Here is a 20,612-nt window from a genome sequence, read left to right as displayed (position 1 = left end):
CCGGCCGGGGTCCTTCCTCTCACCGGGGGCCGGCGGCTCACCGAGAGGCGGGGCGGCGGCCGGGTGGGGACGGCGGCTCGGGGCCCGGGTCGGGCAGCGGCGGCAGCGGGCGGGTCACCGGGGCGTTCCCGGACACCCGCAGGCGCTCGCCGTGGTGCAGGACGTCGACCGCGTCCCCCGGGCCGGCGTCGGGCAGTTCGTAGCACGCCCCGTCGCGGGTGAGGGTGACGCGAAGCCGGTGGCCACGCCAGCGCAGGCTGAACGCCACCCGCCGCAGTCGGCGGGGCAGCCGCGGGTCGAAGGAGAGCACCCCCGCGTCGTCGCGCAGGCCACCGAAGCCCTGCGCCACGACGAGCCACGCCCCGGCCAGCGAGGCCAGGTGCAACCCGTCGGCGCTCTTGTCGCCCAGGTCGGTGAGGTCCTGCAACGCCGTCTCGGCGAACAGGTCGTACGCCAGGTCGAGGTGGCCGACCTCGGCGGCGAGCACCGCCTGCGGCGACGCCGACAGGGAGGAGTCCCGGACCGTACGGGCCGCGTAGTAGGCGAAGTTGCGTGCCTTCTCGGCGGCGGTGAACTCCCCCGCGCAGCGCAGCATGGCCAGCACCAGGTCGGCCTGCTTGATCACCTGCCGCCGGTACAGCTCCAGGTACGGGTAGTGCAGCAGCAGCGGGTACTCGTCCGGGCCGGTGTTCGCGAAGTCCCACTCGGGCTGCTCGGTGAACCCGGCCGCCTGCTGGTGCACGCCGCGCTTGCGGTCGTACGGGACGAACATGGCGTCGGCGGCGGCCCGCCAGCCGGCGATCTCGCCCGGGTCGACGCGCAGCCGGGCCGCCGCCTGCGGGTGCCGCTCGGCTGCGTCGGCCGCGCCCCGCAGGTTGCGCCGTGCCATCAGGTTGGTGAAGAGGTTGTCGTCGACCAGGGCCGTGTACTCGTCCGGGCCGGTGACGCCGTGCAGGTGGAACGCGCCGTCGTCGGACCAGTGGCCGAACCGGTGCCAGAGCCGGGCGGTCTCCATCAGCAGGTCGACGCCCGGCCCGGCCAGGAACTCCTGGTCGTCGGTGGCGGCGACGTAGCGCAGTACGGCGTCGGCGATGTCGGCGTTGACGTGCAGCCCGGCGCTGCCCGCCGGCCAGTAGCCGGAGCACTCCCTGCCGCCGATGGTGCGCCACGGGAAGGCGGCCCCGGCCAGCCGCAGCTCGGCGGCGCGCTCGCGGGCCTCGGGCAGGTGGGCGTGCCGCCAGCGCAGCGCGGAGCGGGCCACCTCCGGCGCCAGGTACGTCAGCACGGGCAGCACGTAGCCCTCGGTGTCCCAGAGGACCTGCCCGTCGTATCCGTTGCCGGTCAGCCCCTTCGCCGGGATCGTCCGGTCCCCGTCGGGGCGGCCGGACTGGAGCAGGTGGAAGACGGCGAACCGGACCGCCTGCTGGAGTTCCGGATCACCGTCGAGCACCACGTCGGCGGTGGCCCAGGCGGCGTCGAGGGCGGCCCGCTGCGCGGCGAGCAGCCCGGCGAAGCCCTCGGCGCGGGCCGCGTCCGCCTCGGCGACGACGAGGTCGGCCAGCTCGTCCGGGGACGCGTTGCCGACGCGCGCGCACTCGTACGCGGCGAACTTGGTCAGCTCCAGCCGGTCGCCGGGGTGCAGTCGGCCGGTCACGGCGACCCGGAACCGGTCGGGGGCGCAGTCCGCCTCGGTGGCGAACCCGTCGGGCGCGGCGACCTGGTGGGCCACCGCGACGGCGACCCGCTGGCCGCTGCGGTCGGTCCGGTGCACGAGCGCCCCGTCCAGGCCGTTGGCGCGGCGGGCCTCGGCGGTCAGCGGACCGTGGATCACCGAGGCGGCGCGGGGGTCGTCGGAGCGTTCGGGCACCCGCTCGTTGGCCAGCAGGTCGGAGCAGACCCGGACGTCGACCGGTGCGTCCACCGCCTCGACGACGTACCGGACGGCGGCGACCGGGCGTCGGGGCAGCGACACGAGCCGGGTGCTGAGGATCCGGACCCGGTGGCCGGCGGGCGAGGCCCAGTCGGTACGCCGTTCCACCACCCCGGCCCGCAGGTCGAGCACCCGCTCGTGATCGTGCAGGGTGCCGGTACGCACGTCCAGCGGCTCGCCGCCGGAAACGCCACCCACGCCGGGGACGCCACCGGCAGCGGGGACGACACCAGCGGCGGGAACGCTGCCGGCGGCAGGGACGACGCCGCCGGGACCGGAACCGCCGCCCGCCGCGTCGGGGACGCCGTTCGGCCCGGTGACCCAGAGCCGGACCAGCGCGGCGTTCTGCGCGCTGACCACGGTGTCGGCGCGCTTCGGGAAGGCGTACCCGTCCTCGGGGTACGTCAGCTCGCGCTGCTCGTAGAAGCCGTTGAGGTAGCTGCCGGGCATCCCGTACGGGGCGCCCTCGTCGAGGTTGCCACGCCAGCCCACCCAGCCGTTGCCGAGCGCGAAGATCGACTCGGTCTCGCCGAGCCGGCCCAGGTCGGCCCCGCTCCGGCGGATCCGCCAGCCGTCGTCGTCCGCCCCGCCCGACTCCCGGTCGACGGTCGAATCGCTGCTCACGGCACCTCCCCGGGTCGGACGGTCCACCACCACCGCGGCGGACGCGGGTGGCTGCCGCCGCCTTGTCCGGTCGGCCACCGCCGCGGTCGGATGCCGCCTTGTCCGGTCGGCCACCGCCGTGGTCGGCCCGCGGCGGGCGCCGATCCCGACTCAGGTCGCAGCCCGTACCCGACCTTCGTCCACTGCGCTGGTCCGGTCAGTTTCCTAGCGTGCGGTCAGGTAAACGAGACATGAACATTTGATAGGGTGAGTCGTGATTAGGTCCGGTTTGTCAGAGGTTCCGCAGATCAGCACCGATCTGTACCACGAGATCGTCGACTTCGCGGACGGCACGCCGGAGCCGGTGCGGTGGCTCGCCGGGCACTTCACGGAGTGGTCGATCATCCTGCTCGGCGCCCTCCTGGTGGTGGCGGCGGCGCCGAGGCTGGGAGCCGGCCCGCGCAGGCTCGCGCTCGCCCTGGCCGCCCCCGTCGCGGTGGTCCTCGCGTACGGGGCCAGCGAGCTGCTCAAATCCCTGGTGGACGAGGACCGCCCCTGCCGCACCCCGGCCGACCTGGTGATCATCGCCGGGCACTGCCCACCGGCGGGCGACTGGTCCTTCCCGAGCAACCACTCGACGATCGCCGGGGCGCTGGCGGCGGTGATCCTGCTGCTCTCCCCCCGACTCGCCTGGTACGCCGTACCGCTGGCCGTCCTCGCCGCCTTCTCCCGCACCTTCGTCGGCGTGCACTACCCGCACGACGTGGTCGCCGGTCTGCTGCTCGGCGCGCTCGTCGGCACGGTCGGCACTCCGCTGCTGGCCCGACCCGTCGCCGAGCTGCTGCGCCGCCGGGACCGCCGCGCCGACCGCCCGCTCCAGCTCAAAGGAAGAGCCCCTTCCTGACGTTTCCGGTACAGGAGTCAGGTCGTGAGCAGCAGCGCGGCGAGGGTGCCGAGTACCAGGAACGGGCCGAACGGCAGGTGGCTCGACCAGCGGACCCGGCGGGCCAGCAGCAACGCCAGGCTGGTCAGCGCGGAGAGCGTGAAGGTCAGCATGAGCCCGAGTACCAGCACCGGCCAGCCGTACCAGCCGAGCAGCGCGCCCACCCCGAGCGCCAGCTTGGCGTCGCCCAGGCCGAACCCCCGCCGGCCGAGCAGGAGGGTGGTGGCGGCGAAGCAGAGCCCCAGCCCGACCCCGGCGACCGCCGCCCGCAGCCACGGGCCGGCCTCCCCGGAGGCCAGGGCGGCCACCCCGAGCAGGGCCTGGACGCCGACGGCCGCCGGCCAGGTGAGCCGGTCGGGCAGCCGGTGCACGGCCGCGTCGACGAAGACGAGGGGCACCGCCCAGCCGAGCCACCAGGCCAGGGCCGCGCGCTCGGCCGGCGCGCCGCCGGCGACCACGAGCGCCGCCAGCCCCGCGAGCACGGCCAACTCGACGGCGCCGGGCGGCGCGCCGATCCGGGCGCGGCAGCCGGGGCAGCGGGCCGCCGGCCCCAGCGCTGGCCAGGGCCGGTCCAGCCCGAGCGCCGTGCCGCACCGCGGGCAGCCGGCCCGGTCCGGCTCCCCGGCGGGTACGGCGTACCGGGCGACCGCGAGCCGGAGGACCGGGACGACCGCCAGGGCGGCCGACAGGCGTACCCAGGGCCGGCGGGACGGCCCGGCGGCCGGCGCGACCGGGGAAGGTTCGGCGAGGGCTGGCGGCGGCCGCAGGTGCTCAGCGGTCACGGCGGCCTCCTGCCCGCGGTGGCCGACCCGACCCCGCACCAACACGCTGCGTAACTTTACAATGATCCTTATGTAGCGAATGGCGCGGAATCCGGCCTCTGACCAGCTCGCCGGGACGCCTTGCGCCCGCCCCTCCGAATCGGTACGTCAGCCGCCCGTCCGCCTCGCCGGGAGGACGCAGATCGGACGGATCGCTCGCAGCTGGTCCGCCTTTCGGGCGGAACGGACGCGTCCGCCCGGACCCCACTGCCGGCGCGACGGCAGCCGCCGCCGGACCGGGGAGTCGCCGGAGCGCCAGCCGGCGGGCACCGAGACACGCCATCCGCCGCCACCACCACCGATCATCACTGAGCGTGTTCAAGAAAATTGCCTCTGTTGCATCGGCGGACGTCAGCCTATGCTCGCCCCTTGGGTACGACGCAACCCCGGACAAGGCGTCGGAGGCAGAACGAGGACATCGGTTCACGAAATTTCAGAAGATCAGCACGGGTAAATGCAGCGGTGGCGCGGAAAGACCGGGCGGCTGGATCCGGTCGCGCTGCCGCACGCCCGGAGGCAGCAACTGCGCCGCCCCCCGGGTCGCCAGCGAGGAGGCGCGGCGTTGCGAGCACGGCATCCCGGCCGGTGGGCGATCTTCCTGGTCGCGGCCCTGGCAGCCGGCCCGGTCGCGGCCTGCGGCACGGAGCCGGACGCGACCGCCGGGCCGCTCCCCGCGCCGGAGAAGCCCACCCCGACCCATTCCGAGGCGGACGAGCGCGCGGCGCGTGAAGCGGCCCTGGCCGCCTATTCCGGATATCTCGCCGCGTCCCGCGACGCCAGCCGGCGCAGCGATCCGCACCATCCGGAACTGGCCAGATTCCTGGCCGACCCGTTGCTGACCCGGGTCCGTCTGACAATTCGCAAAGCGAAGGAGCACGGCGCGATGCGTACCGGAACGCTCGTCTCCGACCCGACCGTCACCGCCGTCAGCCTGGACACCGTCCCGGCGACGGTGGAGATCCAGGACTGCCTGGACGCCACCCGCTATCGGCTGGTCTACGCGAAGACGAAACGGGTCGTCCCCGGCTCCGGGGGCGGCCGGCACCTGGCGACGGCGACCGCGACCCGGTACCCGGACGGCCGCTGGCTGATCAACTACGGCGTCGCGCACGAGGACCAGCCGTGCTGACCCGGGGAGGAGGGGACGCGGCGGCGGGCGCGCGGCGCGACAGCGTACGGCGGCTGGCCGGGATCGGCCTGGCCCTGCTGCTCGCCGCGGCCGTCGCACCGCCCGCCGCCGCGGCCGGCGCGGCCACGACGGTCCGCGCGGCGGCGGCCCGGGCCGGTGGCATCGAGTGCCCGGTCGGCCAGCACGACTGCAACGTCTGGGACGACGACCCGGGCACCCCGGGCAGGCCCGGCGACGGCGGGGACCCCGGGGACGGCGGCGGCTCGGACACCGGCGGCAAGTGCCAGTGGAACGGCCGCGTCATCGCCTGCTACGACGAGGATCTGGGCTGGTTCGACAACGGCAGCGGCTGCTACTACAAGCTGGAGGAGCCGCAGCCGCCGGACACGCCCGAGGGCAAGCAGTGGTACCTGGTCACCTGCGACGGCGGCGACCTGGGCAGCCAGCACGAGGAACTGCTGGACGCCCCGCCGCCCGGGTACGGCACCCCGCCCGACCCGGAGGAGCTGGCCCGGCGCGCGCTCGCCTCGATCTCGCTGCTGCCGCCCCGGCTGGGGGTCGCCCCCCGCAGGAGCAAGGGCCCCGGCCTGGTCGGGCTGCCGGTGTGGATGTGGGCCAGCCCGGGCGAGGACTACTTCGGCCCGCTGCACGCGTCCGCCTCCGACCGGGGCCTGACGGTGAGCATCACCGCGGAGGTCGACCGGATCGTCTGGGACATGGACAACGGCGAGAAGGTCACCTGCACCGGCCCCGGCACCCCGTACGAGGTGAACGGCGCGAATGCCGGTCAGCGCTCCCCGGACTGCGGCTACCACGAGGGCTACCCGCGGGCCGACAAGTACGACGTCAGCGCCACCACCTTCTGGACCGTGAAGTGGCAGTCCAGCGGCGGCGAGAGCGGCGAGATCACCCAGACCCGGACCAGCGGCACGGCACAGATCCAGATCGACGAACTTCAGGTGGTGACCCGGTGAGTCTCGCGACGCGCAACGGTACGGGGCCGGTGGACGCGCCCGTCGCCCCGCCCAGGGTGGTCCGGCAGCGCCGCGTCCGTCCCGGCCTGCTCGGCCTCGCCGTCCTGCTGATCGCCCTCGGCGGTCTCGGCGCGGCGTTCGCGGTCACCTCCGTCCGGGCCACCGGGAGCTACCTGGCGGTGGCCCGCCCCGTCGAGGTGGGCCGGACGCTCGACGCGGACGACCTGGTCACCGTGCAGGTGGCCGGCGGGCAGGGACTGCGGCCGGTGCCGGCCGGCCGGCTGAAGGACGTGGTGGGCAAGCGGGCCGCCGTGGCGCTCACCCCGGGCACCCTGCTCACCCTCGGCCAGCTCACCGACGATCCGCTGCTCGGCCCCGGCCAGCAGCAGATCGCGCTCGACCTCGGCCACGGCCAGGTGCCGGCGAAGCGGCTGCACCCCGGCGACCGGGTCCTGCTGGTCAGCACCCCCGACCGCAACGCCAGCGGGCAGTCGGCCGGCGGCACCCGGTTCGAGGCCACGGTGATCGACACCGCCACCCCGGAGACCAGCAAGGTCGTGCTGTACGTGGCACTCGCCGCCCGGGACGTGCCGGCCGTGGTGGCACTGGCCGCCCAGGACCGGGTGGCGGTCGTGCTGACCGAGGCGGCCTGAGCATGGCGATCATCGCGCTGGTCTCGGCCAAGGGCTCACCCGGCGTCACCACCGCCGCGCTGGCCTGCGCCCTGACCTGGCACCGGCGGCTGGTGCTCGCCGAGTGCGACCCGTCGGGCGGCTCGATCCTCGCCGGCTACCTCGGCGGGGCGCTGGACGGCCCGCGGGGCATCGGCGAACTGGCCGTCGGCGAGCTGCGCGACGGCAGCCTGGAGACCGCGTTCTGGTCCCAGCTCGTCGACCTGGACGCGCCGCGCCGGGAGCGGCTGCTGCTGCCCGGGGTCGTCGACCCGGCCCAGGCCGGCAGCGTCACCCCGCTCTGGCAGCGGTTCACCGACTTCTTCCTCGGGCTGGAACGCGGCGAGCCGCCGTACGACGTGCTCGTGGACTGCGGGCGGCTCCAGGTCACCGGCCCGCCGTGGCCGATCCTGCGGGCCGCCGCCGTGGTGCTCCTGGTCACCCGGGCGAAGCTGCCCGACCTGTCCGCCACCCGGGCCATGGTCCGGGCGATCGAGCGGGACTTCACCGAGCACCGGGTGCCGCCGGGCACCCTGCGGCTGCTGCCGGTCGGCGACGGCCACGGGAGCAGCGAGATCAGCAAGGCGCTGCGGCTGCCGGTGATCGCGCGGCTGCCGGAGGACCCGCGTACGGCCGACGTGCTCACCCTCGGCGGGACCGTGCGGGCCGGACGACCGCTGATGCGCGCGGCCGGCGCCCTGGAGGTGCCGATCCGCGCGCTGCTCGAACGGCGCCAGGCGCGGCTGGCCTGGCCGGCGGCGCAGGGGGTGCCGCATGCGCTTTGAGCCCGTCTCGCACGACCCGCGCGGCCCGCAACAGCCCGGCGCGGCCTCGATCGCGCCGCCGCTGCCCCCGCCGAACGGGCGGCACCAGCCCGCCCCGGCGGCCGTCGCCCCGCCGCCCGCCGCGCCTCCGCCGCCCCGCCCCCGGGTCGACTTCGCCGTGGTGCGGGAGCTGCGCCGGGAGCTGAGCGAGCGGCTGGCCCTGTGGCAGCGCGGCCGGGAGTTCGACGCCGACGCCGAGGATGTCGAGCGGGCCCGGCTCGCCGTCGCGGTGGTCGCCGAGTACGCCGACGCGGTCCGCCGGGCCGGCACGCCGATGCCCGCCGGGGAGGAGCGGCTGCTGCTCGACCAGGTGACCGCCGAGCTGGTCGGCCTGGGACGGCTGCAGACGCTGCTGGTCGACGACAGCATCGAGGAGGTGCACATCCTCGGCTGCGACCAGGTGCGCATCACCCGCCACGGCGGCGGGGTCGACTGGGCCGAGCCGATCGCCGACAGCGACGACGAGCTGGTGGAGATCCTGCAGGCGGCGGCCCGCCGCGCCGGGGCGACCGAGCGTTCGCTGTCCACCTCGAAGCCCACGCTGGACCTGCAACTCCCCGACGGCAGCCGGCTGGCCGCGGTGTTCCTGGTCAGCCACCGCCCGTACGCGGTGATCCGCAAGCACAACACCCTCGAGGTGAGCCTCGACGACATCGCCGGCGGGCGGGGCGACCTGGACGAGATGATCGACCCGCTGCTGCGGGACTTCCTCCGGGCGTCCCTGCGGGCCGGGCTCAACATCATGGTCGCCGGGCTGGCCGGGGCGGGAAAGACCACGGTGGTCCGGGCGCTGATGGACGAGATCCCGGCCGACGAGCCGTACGTGCTGCTGGAGGAGAGCCGGGAGCTGCTGCCGGCACGGCGCGGGGCCCGGCACCGGGCGGTGATGAGCTTCGAGGCCCGCGAGGGGCACGGCGAGCGCGGGCTGGACGGGCGCCCGGCGGGCGAGGTGACCATCGCCGACCTGATCCCCGTCGCGCTGCGGATGGGCGTACTGCGGATCGTCGTCGGCGAGGTGCGGTCCCGGGAGATCGTCCCGATGCTCCAGGCGATGACCACCAGCCGCGGCTCGATGTGCACGATCCACGCCCGTACGCCGGCCGGGGTCGGCGAACGGATCGTCGAGCTGGCTCTCGCCCACGGCCGGGAGATGACGGTCGACCAGGCCCGCCGGATGGCCGGCAACGCCCTCGACCTGATCGTCTACGTCGCCGTCGAGGACGAGACCGCGATCGGCGGGCGCAAGCACCGGTTCGTCTCCCACGTGGAGGAGGTCATCGGGGTCGGCGAGGGCAACCGGATCGTCACCACCACGGTCTTCGGCCCCGGCCCGGACGGCCGGGCGGTCCCCCGCCACCTGCCCGAGCGCGTCCGCGAGCAGCTGCTCCGGGTCGGCTACGACGCCCGGCTGCTGGGCCGGTGGATCGAGGCCGGCGCCGGTGCCTGGCAGCGTCCCCGGCACAGCCGCCTCGCACCGGCGGTGGCCCGGTGAGCGCGAACGTCGAACTGATCGCGATGGTCTCCGGCGCCGCCTGCGTCGCCGGCCTGGTGCTGGCCGTGGTGGCGCTCGTCGGCACCACCCGGCCGCCCGGGCCGGCCCCGGGCGCCGGGCGCGGGCTGCGCCGGCTCTGGCTCGGCTCCGGCGCCACCCCCCGCGAGCAGCGCAACCACCAGTTGCTGCTCGGCGGCGCGGTGCTGGCCGGCGCGCTGGCCTTCCTGCTCACCGGGCTGCCGGTGGTCGGGCTGCTGGTCGGCGCGGCGGTGCCGGGCACGCCCTGGCTGTTCTCGGTCGGCCGGGCGGAGCAGCGGGCCATCGCCCGGATCGAGGCGGTCGGCGAGTGGACCCGCCGGCTCAAGGACATCTCCGCCACCGGCCAGGGCCTCCAGCAGGCCATCATCGGCACCATCGCCACCGCCCCGGAGGAGATCGAGGAGGAGGTACGGCTGCTCGCCGCCCGGCTCCAGGCCGGCTGGCTGGCCCGGTCCGCCCTGCTCGCGTTCGCCGACGACATCTCCGACCCGGTCTGCGACCAGGTGGTGGCCGCGCTGATCCTACACCTGAGCGACCGGGGCGAACGCCTCGGCGACGTCCTCGGCTCGATCGCCGGCGCCGCCGCGGCCGAGGTGGCCACCCGGCGGGAGATCGAGGCCAAGCGCACCCAACCGCGGTTCGCCGTCCGCTTCCTCACCGGCATGACCCTGGTGACCCTGGCGTACGGGCTGGTCAACACCGAGTACGTCCGCCCGTACGGCACATCGGTCGGGCAGCTCGTGATGACGGTGCTCGGCGCGGCGTTCGTCGGCCTGCTGGCCTGGGTGCGGTCGATGAGCCAGCCGCCCCGGCCGGCGCGGTTCCTGCCCGCCCCCGACCCGGCGGAGGTGATTGCATGATGTTGAACTGGCAGCTCACCCTCGCCGTCGGTGGCGGCGCGGCGGTGGGGCTCGGCGTGTTCCTGGTCGTCCGCGAGGCACTGCCGGCCGCCCCCGCGCTCGGCCCCGCGCTGCGCCGGCTGCACCAGCCGCCGGGCGTCGCCCGGGTCGTTCCGGCCGGGCGGAGCCTCGACTGGATCGGCGGGTTCGCCCGCTGGCTGCGCCCGCCGCACCGGCAGCTCGCGCTGATCGACCAGACCCCCGAGCAGTACGCCCTGTCCGTGCTGCTGTCCGCGCTGGTCGGGCTGGTCACGCCGACCCTGGCGTCGACCGTGCTGTTCCTCGGCGGGGTGTCGGTCCCGGTGGTCGTACCCGTGCTGGGGAGCCTGGGGATGGCGCTGGTCGCCGCCCTGCTGGCGCACCGCGCCGTGCTGGTGCGCGCGGCCGCCGCCCGGGACGAGTTCCGCCAGGCGGTCTGCACCTACCTGGACCTGGTGGCGTTGCAACTGTCCGCCGCGCACGGCCCCGTGCAGGCGCTGGAGCGGGCGGCGGCGATCTGCGACGGCTGGGTGTTCGACCGGATCCGGGAGTCGCTGCGGATCGCCCAGATGCAGATGCACTCGCCCTGGGACGAGCTGCGCGAGCTGGCCGAGAAGATCGGCATCCCGGAGCTGGGCGATGTCGGGGCGATCATGCGCTCGTCCGGCAGCGAGGGGGCGCAGGTGCACGAGACGCTGCGCAGCCGGGCCGACTCGCTGCGCGACCAGATCCGCACCGACAACCTCGCCCGCGCCGAGGCGGTGACCAGCCGGCTGGACGTCCCCGGGTCGCTGCTGGTCTTCGTCCTGCTCGGCTTCATGGTCTACCCGTTCCTCGCCCGGCTGTGATCCCACCCGAGAAGGAGCACCGTCATGAGTCTCATCGCCTACCTGCACGTCGCGCTGACCACCCGGCTGGCCGAGCTGCGCCGCGATGGCGAACGCGGCGACAGCCCCGTCCCGACCGCAGTGATCATCTTCGGCCTGGTCGCCGTCGCGATGGCCGTCACCGCGCTCGCCCTGACCAAGGCCAACGACTGGATGAACGCCATCCCGAACAACACCGCCCCCGGCGCCGGGAGCTGACCCGGATGCCCCGCCCCGCGCCCGCGGACGGGAGCCGGCCGGCCCGCGCCGGCCGGCCCGCCGGCGTGCGCGGCGCGGGGCGGCTCCTTTGTCGGATCCGTCGGCGGCTCAACCGGCACGGAGCCGACCAGGGGGCCAATCCGGTGGAGCTGGCCGTGGTGATGCCGGCGATCCTGGTGCTGCTCTTCGGCTCGATCCAGGTCGCCGCCTGGTTCGTCGCGCGGGCCACCGCGCTGAACGCCGCGCAGACCGCGGTCAACGCGCAGCGCGTCCACCTGGCCCCACCGGGTGCCGGGGAGGCCCGGGCCGCCGCGTTCCTCACGGCGGCCGGCGACTGGCTGGTCGGCTGGGACCAGCCCGGCCCGGCCTGCGTGACCGGCACCACCGAGGTGACCTGCACGGTGACCGGCCGGTCCCTGTCGGTCGTCCCGGGCGTCGACTTCGCGGTACGGCAGACCGCCCACGGCACGGTCGAACGGTGGACGACGGGATGAGCGTCGTGCGGCGGTGGGTTCGCCAACTGGGCGGACGCTCGAAGGTGTGGAGGCGTCCGGGGCCCGCGGGTGCCGGTCACCTGCCCGAGCGCGGCTCGGTGGCCGTCGAGGTGGCCGTCCTCGCCCCGGCGTTCATCGGCCTGATCGTGCTGTCCGGCGTCGCCGGGCGTACGGCGATCGCGCAGGAGGCGGTCCAGTCGGCGGCGCACGACGCGGCCCGGGCAGCGTCCATCTCGCGGGGCGCCGACGCCGCCCGCGACGCGGCGCTGGCCGCCGCCGGCTCGCAACTGGACTGGCAGCGGGCGAACTGCGTCAGCCAGCCGGCGCTGACCTTCACCGGCGCCGTGAACGGCACGCCGGTCAGCTTCGACCAGGCGTACGCCGCCGCCCCCGGGGAACCGGCCGCCGTGACCGTACGCGTCACCTGCACGGTCTCCTTCGCCGACATTCACCTGTCGCTGCTGCCCGGCATGACCGGCACCCGGGCCGTCTCGGCCACGTTCACCTCCCCGCTGGACCGCTACCGGAGCCGGTCGTGACCCCGCCCGTCGCCTCGAACCGCCGGGTCGGGTGGCTGCGCCGCGACGACGGCCGGGTCAGCCTGTTCCTGGCCGCGGGCATGATCGGCGTACTCGCGATCATCGGCCTGGCGTTCGACGGCGCCGGCCAGCTGCGGTCGGTGCAGCGGGCCGACAACCTCGCCGCCGAGGCGGCCCGGACCGGTGGGCAGTCCATCGACCGGGCGCAGGCCATCGAGGGTGGACCCAAGGAGGTCGACGAGGTGGCGGCCCGGGCGGCGGTACGCAGCTACCTCGCCGCGGCCGGCGTCACCAACCACTCCGTCGAGTTCCCGGTCGTGGACGGGGAGAAGCTCGTCCGCGTCCACGTCACGGTCACCTACGACCGGTACGTGCTCGGCCTCTTCGGCTTCGGCAACACCGTCACCGTCTCCGGTGAGGCCACCGCGCGGGCCCTCACCGGGGGCCCGTAGAAGGGAAGGCACGCCATGGCCGCACCGGGTCGCTCCGCCGCACGGCGGACCGGGCAGTTCCTCACCGGGTTCGGCGCGCTGGTCGTGCTGGTCGCGGTGCTGGTCGGGGCGCCGGTGGCGCTGATCGCGTTCGCCGGCAACCCGCTGCCCGACCACGTACCCACCCTCGCCGAGATCGGCACCGCGCTCACCAGCCGGGACGACGGGCAGCTCTTCCTGCGCGCGCTCGCCCTGGTCGGCTGGTTCGGGTGGGCCACGTTCGCCCTCTCCGTGCTCGTGGAGCTCGGCGCGCAGGCGGTGCGCCGGCCGGCCCCCCGGCTGCCCGGGATGAGCCGGCAGCAGCGGGCCGCCGCCGCGCTGGTCGGCTCGGTCGCGCTGATCATCGCGGCGAGCCCGGCCGCGAGCGCGGCGACCGTCCTGACCGGCCCGTACGCGGCAGCCGCCGCCCCGGCGGCGGTGCAGCCGGCGGCGACCCACCGGACGGCGGCGACCCTGCCGCCCGCCACGGCGGCCCCGGTGGCCGCCCGACCCGGGCCGGCGACGGTCGCCACGGCCGCCGCCGAGACGCCGGACCAGACGGGACCGACGGTGTACCGGGTGGCCAAGGGCGACTATCTGGGCAAGGTGGCCGAGCGCTACCTCGACGACTTCGACCGCTACCGGGACGTCGCGAAGCTGAACCGGCTGCGCGACCCGGACCGGATCCAGCCCGGACAGTTGATCCGGCTCCCGGACGAGAGCCAGGACGGCGGGGCGCGCCGGCACGCCACCGGCCGGCTCGTGGCCCGGCCGACGACCCCCGCCCCCGGCACGGTCACGCCGCCGGCACCCCCGGCCGCGCCGTCCGAGTCCCCCGCGTCCCCGGCCAGCCCGGCCGCTCCCGCCAACCCGGCCGGACCCGGCGCTCAGGTGGGAGAGACCCCCTCGTCGCCCCGGACCACCCGTCCCTCGCCGGGACCGTCGGCCGCCCGGCCCCCGGCCGGGTCGTCCCAGTCGACCCAGCAGGTGGCCCAGCCGCCCGGCGGCGGGCAGCCGGCGATGGCCGCCGGGGCGTCCCGGGCCGGCGAGGAGGACCGGGTGAACCGGCCGCTCGCGGTCTCGGCGGTGCTCGCCGTGGCCAGCATCGTCGGGGCGCAGATCGGCGCGGTCCTCGGGCTGCGCCGCCGGCCCGCCACCGCCGCCCGGGGCGGCGCCGCCGCCCGAGCCGCCGGCGCCGCCCGGACCACCACCGCCCGGGCGACCGCCGGCGCGCGGGCCTTCGTCACCGGCCGGCACCGCCGGGGCTGACCTACCGGGGCCCCCGAACAGCGGCACCGGGGCCCGCCGGGGCCGGGCCGAACAGCGGCACCGCGGCCGGCCGGGGCCGGGCCGAACAGCGGCACCGGGGCCGGACCGTGCCGTGCGGCGCGGGTCAGGGCAGGCGGGTCTGCAGCACTCCGTCGACCACCCGGCACGGCAGCACCTGCTGGTCGTTGGCGGCCGGGCCGTGCACGACCTCGCCGCCGTTGAGCCGGAACGTGCTGCCGTGCCACGGGCAGACCACGCAGGTGTGCCCGTCGACCTCGGTGACCTCGCCCTGGCCGAGCGGGCCGCTCTGGTGCGGGCAGCGTTCCAGCATCACGGTGACCTCGTCGCCGTGCCGGTACACGATCACCGAGACGTCGTCCACCTCGCGGGTGATCAGCTTCCGCTGCGGCAGCGCGGCCATGTCCGCGACAGCCTTCCAGCCGTCGCTGATCCGGTGCAGCTCGGAGACGCTCTGGTTGACCTGAGCCGCCTGCTTGTACGCCAGGTGCCCGCCGATGTACGCGCCCGTGCTCGCGGCCGTCAGCCCGAGGTACGCCAGCATCCGCCCCGTGCCGTGCCGGCCCTGCCGGCGGGCCGCCAGCGAGCCCGCGTACAGGGCGAGGGCGACGGTGTTCGCGGTGGCGTGCACCAGGCCGACCCGGCGCTGGTCGCGGGCGAGGGCCGCCCAGTCGTTCAGCCCGGCGACCGCGGCCGGGAGGGCGCTGATCGTGCCCAGCCCGACCAGCGTGGTGGCGGCCCGGCGCTGCCCCGGCAGCAGGTCGAGCACGGCGGCGCTGATCCAGGCGCCCACCGGCACCTGCACCATCGCGGGATGCAACGGGTGCCCGAGGAACACCCCGTGCAGCAGGTCGCGGACCCGCTGCGGTCGGAGGGTGGCCTGGACGGCGCGCTGCAACCGGTCGCCGGTCCGGTCCAGCGCCGGATTCTGTTCGAGTTTCGTCAAGAGTGCCCGCATGCCGTCCGACTTCCCGGCGGAAGCGACCGCAAACCGGGCGACGGCGACAATTCGCGCCGGCCGCACGGAAGCGGACACCGGCATGTCGCCGACACAGGGCCATCCTCTCGACGCGGACACCGCCACATCGCCGCCATGGCGCCAGCGGATCAGCCCGGCCAGCGGTCCTGGTGGACGGCCGCGGCGAGCGGGCGCGGCTGGCGCCAGCCGTGCCGGGCCAGGTCCGGTACGGCCTCCAGGTGGGTGACCGGCCCGACGCAGAGCCACGCGACCGGCCGGATGCCGTCCGGTACGCCCAGCAGCTCGGCGAGGAACGGCTCCCGGTAGAAGGAGACCCAGCCGACGCCGAGCCCCTCGGCCGTGGCGGCGAGCCAGAGGTTCTGGATGGCCAGGCAGACCGAGTAGAGGCCGGCGTCGGCGATGGCGTGCCGGCCGAGCACCGCCGGACCGCCCCGGTCCGGGTCGTAGGTGACCACGATCGACAGGGTCGACTCCAGCACCCCGTCGATCTTGATCCGGGCGAACCGCTCGGCGGCCACCCCGTCCAGGGTGGCGGCGAAGGTCTCCCGCTCGTCCTGCACGTGCCGGTGGAAGCGGCGGCGGGTGTCGGCGTCCCGGATCAGGACGAAGTCCCACGGCTGCGAGTAGCCGACGCTCGGTGCGGCGTGCGCCGCGGCGAGGACGCGGTGCAGGCTCTCCTCGGGCACCGGCTTTCCGGTGAACTGGGCTCGGACGTCACGGCGACGGTGGATGGCGTCGTAGAGTTCCACGGCAGGCTCCCGCTGCGCTCGGCCCGCCCCGGCGGGCGGGCGGTCGACGTGAGGCCGGTCTTCGGACTCCCGGATCGACGCCTGGCCGTCCGCCTTCCCAGCCGTACGGCCAGTGGCTGCGCTCTGCGCGTGGACGGTGGCTCCCCGGTCACCGCGGCGGGCCCGTGCCGGATTCGCACCGGCTTCCCGATTCTCCCCACTCGCGTGGGGCACCTCACATGATCGTGCCGCCGCCGATGCTACTGGACATGCGGTCGCGGGCGGGGCCCGCCGAGACCATCGTGGACGTCGACGGCCCGACCGCCCGGGCGCTGGCCGACGCGTTCCGCGCGTTCGAGGCCGAACCGGCGGCGGCGGTCGCCGTGCTCTGGGGTGCCGGCGGGACGTTCTGCTCGGGCGCGGACCTGAAGGCGATCGGCACCCCGAGGGGCAACCGCGTCGAGCCGGACGGCGACGGCCCGATGGGCCCGACGAGGATGCGCCTGTCGAAGCCGGTGATCGCCGCGATCTCCGGGTACGCCGTGGCCGGCGGGCTGGAGCTGGCGCTCTGGTGCGACCTGCGGGTGGCCGAGTCGGACGCGGTGCTCGGGGTGTTCTGCCGGCGCTGGGGGGTGCCGCTGATCGACGGCGGCACGGTGCGGCTGCCGAGGCTGATCGGGGAGAGCCGGGCGCTGGACCTGATCCTCACCGGCCGGCCGGTGCCGGCGGACGAGGCGTACCGGATGGGGTTGGTGAACCGCCTGGTCGCGCCGGGCGAGGCCCGGGCGGAGGCCGAGCGGCTGGCCGCCGAGATCGCCCGCCATCCGCAGACCTGCCTGCGCAACGACCGGGCGGCGGCGCTGGCCGGCACCGGCCTGCCCGAGCCGGAGGCGCTGGCGGTCGAGCTGGCGTACGGCGTGGAGTCGCTCGCGGCGGGCGCGGCGGCGGACGCGGCGGCGGGCGCGGCGGCGGGCGCGGCGGCGGGCGCGGCGGCGGGCGCGGCGGCGGGCGCGGCGGCGGGCGCGGGCCGGCACGGCGCCCCGGCCTAGCAGCGCTAGCGCAGGTTGCGGAGGGCGTCCTCGATGGCGCGGTGGAACGTCGGGTACGCGTAGATCATGTGGCGCAGTTGGCCGAGCGGCACTTCCGCGTGGACCGCCACCACCAGCGCGGACAGCACCTCGCCGCCGGCCGGCCCGACGGACGTCGCCCCCACCAGCACGCCGCGGTCGGCGTCGGCGACGAGCTTGATGAGCCCGTCGGCGCGGTGGATCCAGCCCCGGGCCGACGAGCCGAGCCGGCTGAGGCCGACCTGCACGTTGATCCCGCGCTCCCGCGCCTGCCGCTCGGTCAGCCCGACCGCGCCCACCTCGGGGTCGGTGAAGGTGACCCGGGGCAGCGCCCGGTAGTCGGCGTGGGGCACGCCGGTCGAGCCCGCCATCCCGCTCAGCGTGGTGCCCGCCTCCGGTCCCGGCTGCGCCTGCCGGGCCCGGTCGAGCACGTCGGCGACCACGATCGCCGCCTGGTACATGGCGACGTGGGTGAACGGGCCCTCGCCGGTCAGGTCGCCCACCGCCCAGATCCCCGCGGCGACACGCATCCGGTCGTCCACGGCGAGATGGCGCCGGGACGGGTCGAGGCCCACCGTCTCCAGGCCCAGCTCGTCGAGGTCGGCCCGCCGGCCGGTCGCCACCAGCAACTCGTCGGCGGCGATCGTGACGCCGCCCGCGCCGTACAGCGTGAACGCCCGCCCGTCGTGCGCGATCCGTTCGATCCGCAGGCCGGTCTCGACGCGTACCCCGTCGGCGCGCAGCGCGGCGGCGGCCACCTCGGACGCCTCGGGCTCCTCGACGGCGAGCACCCGGTCCTGCGCCTCGACGATCGTCACGGCGACCCCGAACCGGGCGAAGACCTGGGCCAGCTCCAGCCCGATCGCGCCGCCGCCGAGGACCAGCAGCGAGCCCGGCAGCTCCTCGACCTCGATCGCCTGGTGGTTCGTCCAGTACGGCGTGTCGGCCAGCCCGTCGATCGGCGGGACGACGGGACGGGTGCCCGTGCCGAGCACGACCCCGTGCCGGGCCTGGAACACCTGGTCGCCGACGCGTACCCGGCCGGGGCCGTCGAGCCGGCCGTCGCCCCGGACGAACCGGCCACCCTTGTCGGTGAACCGGCGTACCGCGACCGTGTCGTCCCAGGTGTCGGTGGCCTCCTCGCGGATCCGCTTCGCCACCGGCGCCCAGTCCGGCTGGACCCGGGCCGTGCCGGCGAACTCGTCGACCCGGCGGGCCTCGGCGAGCGCGTTCGCCGCCCGGATCATCATCTTGCTCGGGACGCAGCCCCAGTACGGGCACTCCCCGCCGACCAGGCCCCGCTCGATTCCGACGACGCTCAGGCCGGCCTCGGCGAGCCGCCCGGCGACCTCCTCGCCGCCGACGCCGAGCCCGACCACGACCACGTCCACCACTTCCGGCTCCGCCACCACGCCAGCATTCCTCACCGGGCGGGTCGCGGCCACCCTGGCGGGGCCGGAAATGGCGGGCCTGTTTCCGGCGGGCAGGCCCTACGGTGGCCGGATGCGCGCACGCTTCGCCCCGGTCCGGGACTGCTTCCACGACCTGTTCGCCACCGGCCGGGAGGCGGGGGCCTCTCTCGCCGTCTGGTACGACGGGCGGCTGGTCGTCGACCTCGTCGGCGGCACCCGGGGCGGGGCTACCGCCGGCCCTTCCCGGGGGCGGCCGGGCGACGGGCGGGACTGGCGGCCGGACACCCTGGTCAACGTGTACTCGGTCGGTAAGCCGGTGGTGGCGCTGTGCCTGCTGGCGCTCGTCGACCGGGGCCGGCTCGGCCTGGACGACCCGGTGGCGGCGCACTGGCCGGGGTTCCGCACGCCGGCCACCGTGCGCCAGGTGCTGAGCCACACGGCGGGCCTGCCGGCGTTCCCGGTGCCCCGCCCGGCCGACGCGGTCGCCGACTGGGCGCTGCTCTGCGCCGACCTGGCCGCCGCCGAGCCGGAGTGGGAGCCGGGTTCCGTCGCGGGCGAGCACGCCTGGACGTACGGGCACCTGGTGGGCGAGCTGGTCCGGCGGGTGGACGGCCGGCCGGTGGGCCGGTTCCTGGCCGACGAGATCGCCGGGCCGTGGCGGCTCGACCTGGGCTTCGGCCTCGGCCCGGCGGACCGGCGGCGGTGCGCCGACCTGTCGTACGGCGATCCGGGCTGGCCGGCGCGGGCGCTGGGCGAGCCGGGCTCGCTGCGGGCGCGGGCGCTGGGCAACCCGGCCGGCGGCCTCGACGTGGCGGTGCTGAACGGCCCGGTGTGGCGGAGCGCGGAGGTGCCGGCGGTGAACCTGCACGCCACGGCCGCCGGGCTGGCCCGCCTCTACGCCGGTTTGCTCGCCGGCGGCACGCTGGACGGGGTACGTCTGTTCAGCCCGGAGCTGGTCGCCGAGGCGACCCGCGTCCAGTACGACGGGCCGGACGTGGTGCTGGACCGCCGGGCGTGCTGGACGCTGGGCATGCAGTGGGAGCCGGACGGTAGCTGGGGCATGGGCGGGATCGGCGGCAGCAGCGCCTGGGCGGATCCGGCGCGCGGCTACACCGTCGCGTACGCCACCGCGCGGCTCGCCGACCACGACCGGGTGGACGAGCTGGTCGAGGCCCTGCACTCCTGCCTCTGATCCCGCCGCCCGCGACGGTCAGGACGGGACCCCCGCGGTGACAAGGCCCCCCTCCCGCCGCCTCGGGCCGGGGAGCGCGACCGGGGTGCCCGGCGGGGCGAGCAGGGCGCGTCCCGCCACGGCCAGTCGCCGTCGCCCCGGTACGCGGGCCCGGCGCGCGAAGACGTCGTAGCCCTGGGCGGCCACCTCGTCCAGGATGCCGCCGTAGAGCGCGTACGCGGTCCGCATGCACGCCTGCGAGCCGGCCGACAGCAGCGGGATGCCCGGCGCGGCGGCGGCGTAGTGCGCCTGGGCGCGGGTCACCTCGTACGCGATCAGTTCCCGGATCCGCGGCGTGCTCCGGCGTTCGGCGGCGGCGGCGAGCAGGTCCTGGCGGGTGACGCCGAACGCGGCGAGGTCCTCGTCCGGCAGGTACGTCCGGCCGCGGTCCAGGTCCTCGGCCACGTCCCGGACGAAGTTGGTGAGCTGGAAGGCGAGGCCGAGCTGGCGGGCGGGTTCGCGGGCGGCGACCGGGTCGGAGCTGTCCAGGATCGGCAGCATCATCGTGCCGATGACGGCGGCCGAGCCCTCCATGTAGTCGAGCAGGTCGTCGTACGTCCGGTAGGAGGTGACCGTCAGGTCCATCGCCATGCTGCGCAGGAACGCCGCGAAGTCGGCCCGGTCCAGGTCGAACACGGCGATGGTGTGCAGGACGGCGGGCAGCAGCGGGTCGTCGACGGGCGCGCCGTCCAGCCCGGCGAGGAGGCGCGCCGACCAGCCGTCGAGCCGGGCCGCCCGCTCGTCCGGCGACGCGTCCTCGGTGCGGTCGACGATCTCGTCGGCGTACCGGGTGAAGCCGTAGAGGGCGTGTACGTGCCGGCGTTTCCAGGCGGGGAGCAGGCGGGTGGCGAGATAGTAGGTGCGACCGTGACGCCGGTGCAGCTCGCGGCAGCGGTCGTAGGCGGCGGCCAGGTCGGTCTCCACCGGCACTCCTCAAGAATCGACGCATCAATCGACGCAGCTCATAACCCTAGGGTACGCTCGCCGCACGGCCGACGCGGCGGTTGCCGGGCATG

21 protein-coding genes and 1 riboswitch are annotated in these 20,612 nt (G+C 75.9%); of the genes, 15 read left to right on the top strand and 6 right to left on the bottom strand.

Annotated elements, in window-relative coordinates:
• Nucleotides 1–37: 37 nt before the first annotated feature.
• Complete coding sequence (locus tag ACGFIZ_RS02130; RefSeq protein WP_393414745.1) at nucleotides 38–2,554, bottom strand: glycoside hydrolase family 65 protein; 2,517 nt, start codon at nucleotides 2,552–2,554, stop codon at nucleotides 38–40.
• A 268-nt stretch (nucleotides 2,555–2,822) separates the two neighbouring features.
• Between ACGFIZ_RS02130 and ACGFIZ_RS02125 the strand changes: the two genes are divergently transcribed.
• Complete coding sequence (locus tag ACGFIZ_RS02125; protein ID WP_393414742.1) at nucleotides 2,823–3,437, top strand: phosphatase PAP2 family protein; 615 nt, start codon at nucleotides 2,823–2,825, stop codon at nucleotides 3,435–3,437.
• Nucleotides 3,438–3,454: 17 nt separating this feature from the next.
• Here ACGFIZ_RS02125 and ACGFIZ_RS02120 read toward each other — a convergent pair whose 3' ends face one another.
• A complete protein-coding gene (locus ACGFIZ_RS02120; protein ID WP_393414883.1) occupies nucleotides 3,455–4,165 on the bottom strand; it encodes a prepilin peptidase in 711 nt (236 codons plus the stop codon).
• A 694-nt stretch (nucleotides 4,166–4,859) separates the two neighbouring features.
• Between ACGFIZ_RS02120 and ACGFIZ_RS02115 the strand changes: the two genes are divergently transcribed.
• From ACGFIZ_RS02115 to ACGFIZ_RS02060, 12 genes are all read left to right on the top strand, one after another.
• Nucleotides 4,860–5,426 carry a hypothetical protein gene (locus ACGFIZ_RS02115; protein WP_393414739.1) on the top strand — a complete coding sequence of 189 codons (567 nt, stop codon included), beginning with the start codon at nucleotides 4,860–4,862 and terminating at the stop codon, nucleotides 5,424–5,426.
• Entirely contained in the window at nucleotides 5,420–6,400 is a 981-nt protein-coding gene (locus tag ACGFIZ_RS02110; protein ID WP_393414736.1) for a hypothetical protein, read from the top strand. Before ACGFIZ_RS02115 ends, ACGFIZ_RS02110 begins: the two co-directional genes overlap by 7 nt.
• Nucleotides 6,397–7,053 carry an SAF domain-containing protein gene (locus tag ACGFIZ_RS02105; RefSeq protein ID WP_393414733.1) on the top strand — a complete coding sequence of 219 codons (657 nt, stop codon included), beginning with the start codon at nucleotides 6,397–6,399 and terminating at the stop codon, nucleotides 7,051–7,053. The genes ACGFIZ_RS02110 and ACGFIZ_RS02105 overlap by 4 nt, the downstream gene beginning before the upstream one ends.
• Before the next feature lie 2 nt (nucleotides 7,054–7,055).
• Nucleotides 7,056–7,856, top strand: a complete 801-nt coding sequence (locus ACGFIZ_RS02100) for a ParA family protein (RefSeq protein ID WP_393414730.1) — start codon at nucleotides 7,056–7,058, stop codon at nucleotides 7,854–7,856.
• Nucleotides 7,846–9,387, top strand: a complete 1,542-nt coding sequence (locus ACGFIZ_RS02095) for a CpaF family protein (RefSeq protein WP_393414727.1) — start codon at nucleotides 7,846–7,848, stop codon at nucleotides 9,385–9,387. The genes ACGFIZ_RS02100 and ACGFIZ_RS02095 overlap by 11 nt, the downstream gene beginning before the upstream one ends.
• The gene (locus tag ACGFIZ_RS02090) at nucleotides 9,339–10,286 is read left to right on the top strand and encodes a type II secretion system F family protein (protein WP_393414880.1); all 948 of its coding nucleotides are present in this window, start codon (nucleotides 9,339–9,341) and stop codon (nucleotides 10,284–10,286) included. The genes ACGFIZ_RS02095 and ACGFIZ_RS02090 overlap by 49 nt, the downstream gene beginning before the upstream one ends.
• The gene (locus tag ACGFIZ_RS02085) at nucleotides 10,286–11,152 is read left to right on the top strand and encodes a type II secretion system F family protein (RefSeq protein WP_393414877.1); all 867 of its coding nucleotides are present in this window, start codon (nucleotides 10,286–10,288) and stop codon (nucleotides 11,150–11,152) included. Before ACGFIZ_RS02090 ends, ACGFIZ_RS02085 begins: the two co-directional genes overlap by 1 nt.
• Nucleotides 11,153–11,176: 24 nt before the next feature.
• On the top strand, nucleotides 11,177–11,389 hold the full coding sequence (locus ACGFIZ_RS02080; protein ID WP_393414724.1) for a hypothetical protein: 213 nt from the start codon (nucleotides 11,177–11,179) through the stop codon (nucleotides 11,387–11,389).
• Between the two features lie 5 nt (nucleotides 11,390–11,394).
• Nucleotides 11,395–11,883, top strand: a complete 489-nt coding sequence (locus ACGFIZ_RS02075; protein ID WP_393414721.1) for a TadE/TadG family type IV pilus assembly protein — start codon at nucleotides 11,395–11,397, stop codon at nucleotides 11,881–11,883.
• The gene (locus ACGFIZ_RS02070) at nucleotides 11,868–12,422 is read left to right on the top strand and encodes a TadE/TadG family type IV pilus assembly protein (protein WP_393414719.1); all 555 of its coding nucleotides are present in this window, start codon (nucleotides 11,868–11,870) and stop codon (nucleotides 12,420–12,422) included. The genes ACGFIZ_RS02075 and ACGFIZ_RS02070 overlap by 16 nt, the downstream gene beginning before the upstream one ends.
• An 80-nt stretch (nucleotides 12,423–12,502) precedes the next feature.
• Entirely contained in the window at nucleotides 12,503–12,874 is a 372-nt protein-coding gene (locus ACGFIZ_RS02065) for a hypothetical protein (protein ID WP_393414874.1), read from the top strand.
• Nucleotides 12,875–12,889: 15 nt separating this feature from the next.
• Nucleotides 12,890–14,161 (top strand): LysM peptidoglycan-binding domain-containing protein, encoded by a 1,272-nt coding sequence (locus ACGFIZ_RS02060; RefSeq protein WP_393414716.1) that lies wholly within the window; start codon nucleotides 12,890–12,892, stop codon nucleotides 14,159–14,161.
• Between the two features lie 124 nt (nucleotides 14,162–14,285).
• On the opposite strand, the gene ACGFIZ_RS02055 is transcribed toward ACGFIZ_RS02060, so the two are convergent.
• Both ACGFIZ_RS02055 and bluB read right to left on the bottom strand, forming a co-directional pair.
• Nucleotides 14,286–15,137, bottom strand: coding sequence for a Rieske 2Fe-2S domain-containing protein (locus tag ACGFIZ_RS02055; protein WP_393414713.1), 852 nt, complete (start codon nucleotides 15,135–15,137; stop codon nucleotides 14,286–14,288).
• Nucleotides 15,138–15,286: 149 nt separating this feature from the next.
• Nucleotides 15,287–15,907, bottom strand: a complete 621-nt coding sequence (bluB, locus tag ACGFIZ_RS02050; RefSeq protein WP_393414710.1) for a 5,6-dimethylbenzimidazole synthase — start codon at nucleotides 15,905–15,907, stop codon at nucleotides 15,287–15,289.
• Between the two features lie 34 nt (nucleotides 15,908–15,941).
• Nucleotides 15,942–16,139, bottom strand: a riboswitch (cobalamin riboswitch).
• A gap of 16 nt (nucleotides 16,140–16,155) precedes the next feature.
• Here bluB and ACGFIZ_RS02045 point away from each other — a divergent pair.
• Nucleotides 16,156–16,935, top strand: coding sequence for a crotonase/enoyl-CoA hydratase family protein (locus ACGFIZ_RS02045; protein ID WP_393414707.1), 780 nt, complete (start codon nucleotides 16,156–16,158; stop codon nucleotides 16,933–16,935).
• Between the two features lie 5 nt (nucleotides 16,936–16,940).
• On the opposite strand, the gene ACGFIZ_RS02040 is transcribed toward ACGFIZ_RS02045, so the two are convergent.
• Complete coding sequence (locus tag ACGFIZ_RS02040; protein ID WP_393414704.1) at nucleotides 16,941–18,362, bottom strand: dihydrolipoyl dehydrogenase family protein; 1,422 nt, start codon at nucleotides 18,360–18,362, stop codon at nucleotides 16,941–16,943.
• A 94-nt stretch (nucleotides 18,363–18,456) separates the two neighbouring features.
• On the opposite strand from ACGFIZ_RS02040, the gene ACGFIZ_RS02035 reads away from it, so the two are divergent.
• Complete coding sequence (locus ACGFIZ_RS02035; protein ID WP_393414701.1) at nucleotides 18,457–19,557, top strand: serine hydrolase domain-containing protein; 1,101 nt, start codon at nucleotides 18,457–18,459, stop codon at nucleotides 19,555–19,557.
• Between the two features lie 18 nt (nucleotides 19,558–19,575).
• Here ACGFIZ_RS02035 and ACGFIZ_RS02030 read toward each other — a convergent pair whose 3' ends face one another.
• Entirely contained in the window at nucleotides 19,576–20,520 is a 945-nt protein-coding gene (locus ACGFIZ_RS02030) for a phytoene/squalene synthase family protein (RefSeq protein WP_393414699.1), read from the bottom strand.
• Between the last annotated feature and the right edge of the window lie 92 nt (nucleotides 20,521–20,612).

The sequence above is a fragment of the Micromonospora sp. NPDC048830 genome, assembly GCF_043198215.1.
In the GTDB taxonomy this organism is placed as follows: Bacteria; Actinomycetota; Actinomycetes; order Mycobacteriales; family Micromonosporaceae; genus Micromonospora.
This window is presented reverse-complemented; position numbering and strand designations above follow the sequence as displayed.

Coding starts and splice junctions, on each gene's coding strand:
- ACGFIZ_RS02100 (WP_393414730.1), top strand. CDS start 7,056: ATGGCGATCATCGCGCTGGTCTCGGCCAAGGGCTCACCCGGCGTCACC.
- ACGFIZ_RS02095 (WP_393414727.1), top strand. CDS start 7,846: ATGCGCTTTGAGCCCGTCTCGCACGACCCGCGCGGCCCGCAACAGCCC.
- ACGFIZ_RS02085 (WP_393414877.1), top strand. CDS start 10,286: ATGTTGAACTGGCAGCTCACCCTCGCCGTCGGTGGCGGCGCGGCGGTG.
- ACGFIZ_RS02080 (WP_393414724.1), top strand. CDS start 11,177: ATGAGTCTCATCGCCTACCTGCACGTCGCGCTGACCACCCGGCTGGCC.
- ACGFIZ_RS02075 (WP_393414721.1), top strand. CDS start 11,395: ATGCCCCGCCCCGCGCCCGCGGACGGGAGCCGGCCGGCCCGCGCCGGC.
- ACGFIZ_RS02065 (WP_393414874.1), top strand. CDS start 12,503: ATGATCGGCGTACTCGCGATCATCGGCCTGGCGTTCGACGGCGCCGGC.
- ACGFIZ_RS02060 (WP_393414716.1), top strand. CDS start 12,890: ATGGCCGCACCGGGTCGCTCCGCCGCACGGCGGACCGGGCAGTTCCTC.
- ACGFIZ_RS02055 (WP_393414713.1), bottom strand. CDS start 15,137: ATGCGGGCACTCTTGACGAAACTCGAACAGAATCCGGCGCTGGACCGG.
- ACGFIZ_RS02045 (WP_393414707.1), top strand. CDS start 16,156: ATGCGGTCGCGGGCGGGGCCCGCCGAGACCATCGTGGACGTCGACGGC.
- ACGFIZ_RS02035 (WP_393414701.1), top strand. CDS start 18,457: ATGCGCGCACGCTTCGCCCCGGTCCGGGACTGCTTCCACGACCTGTTC.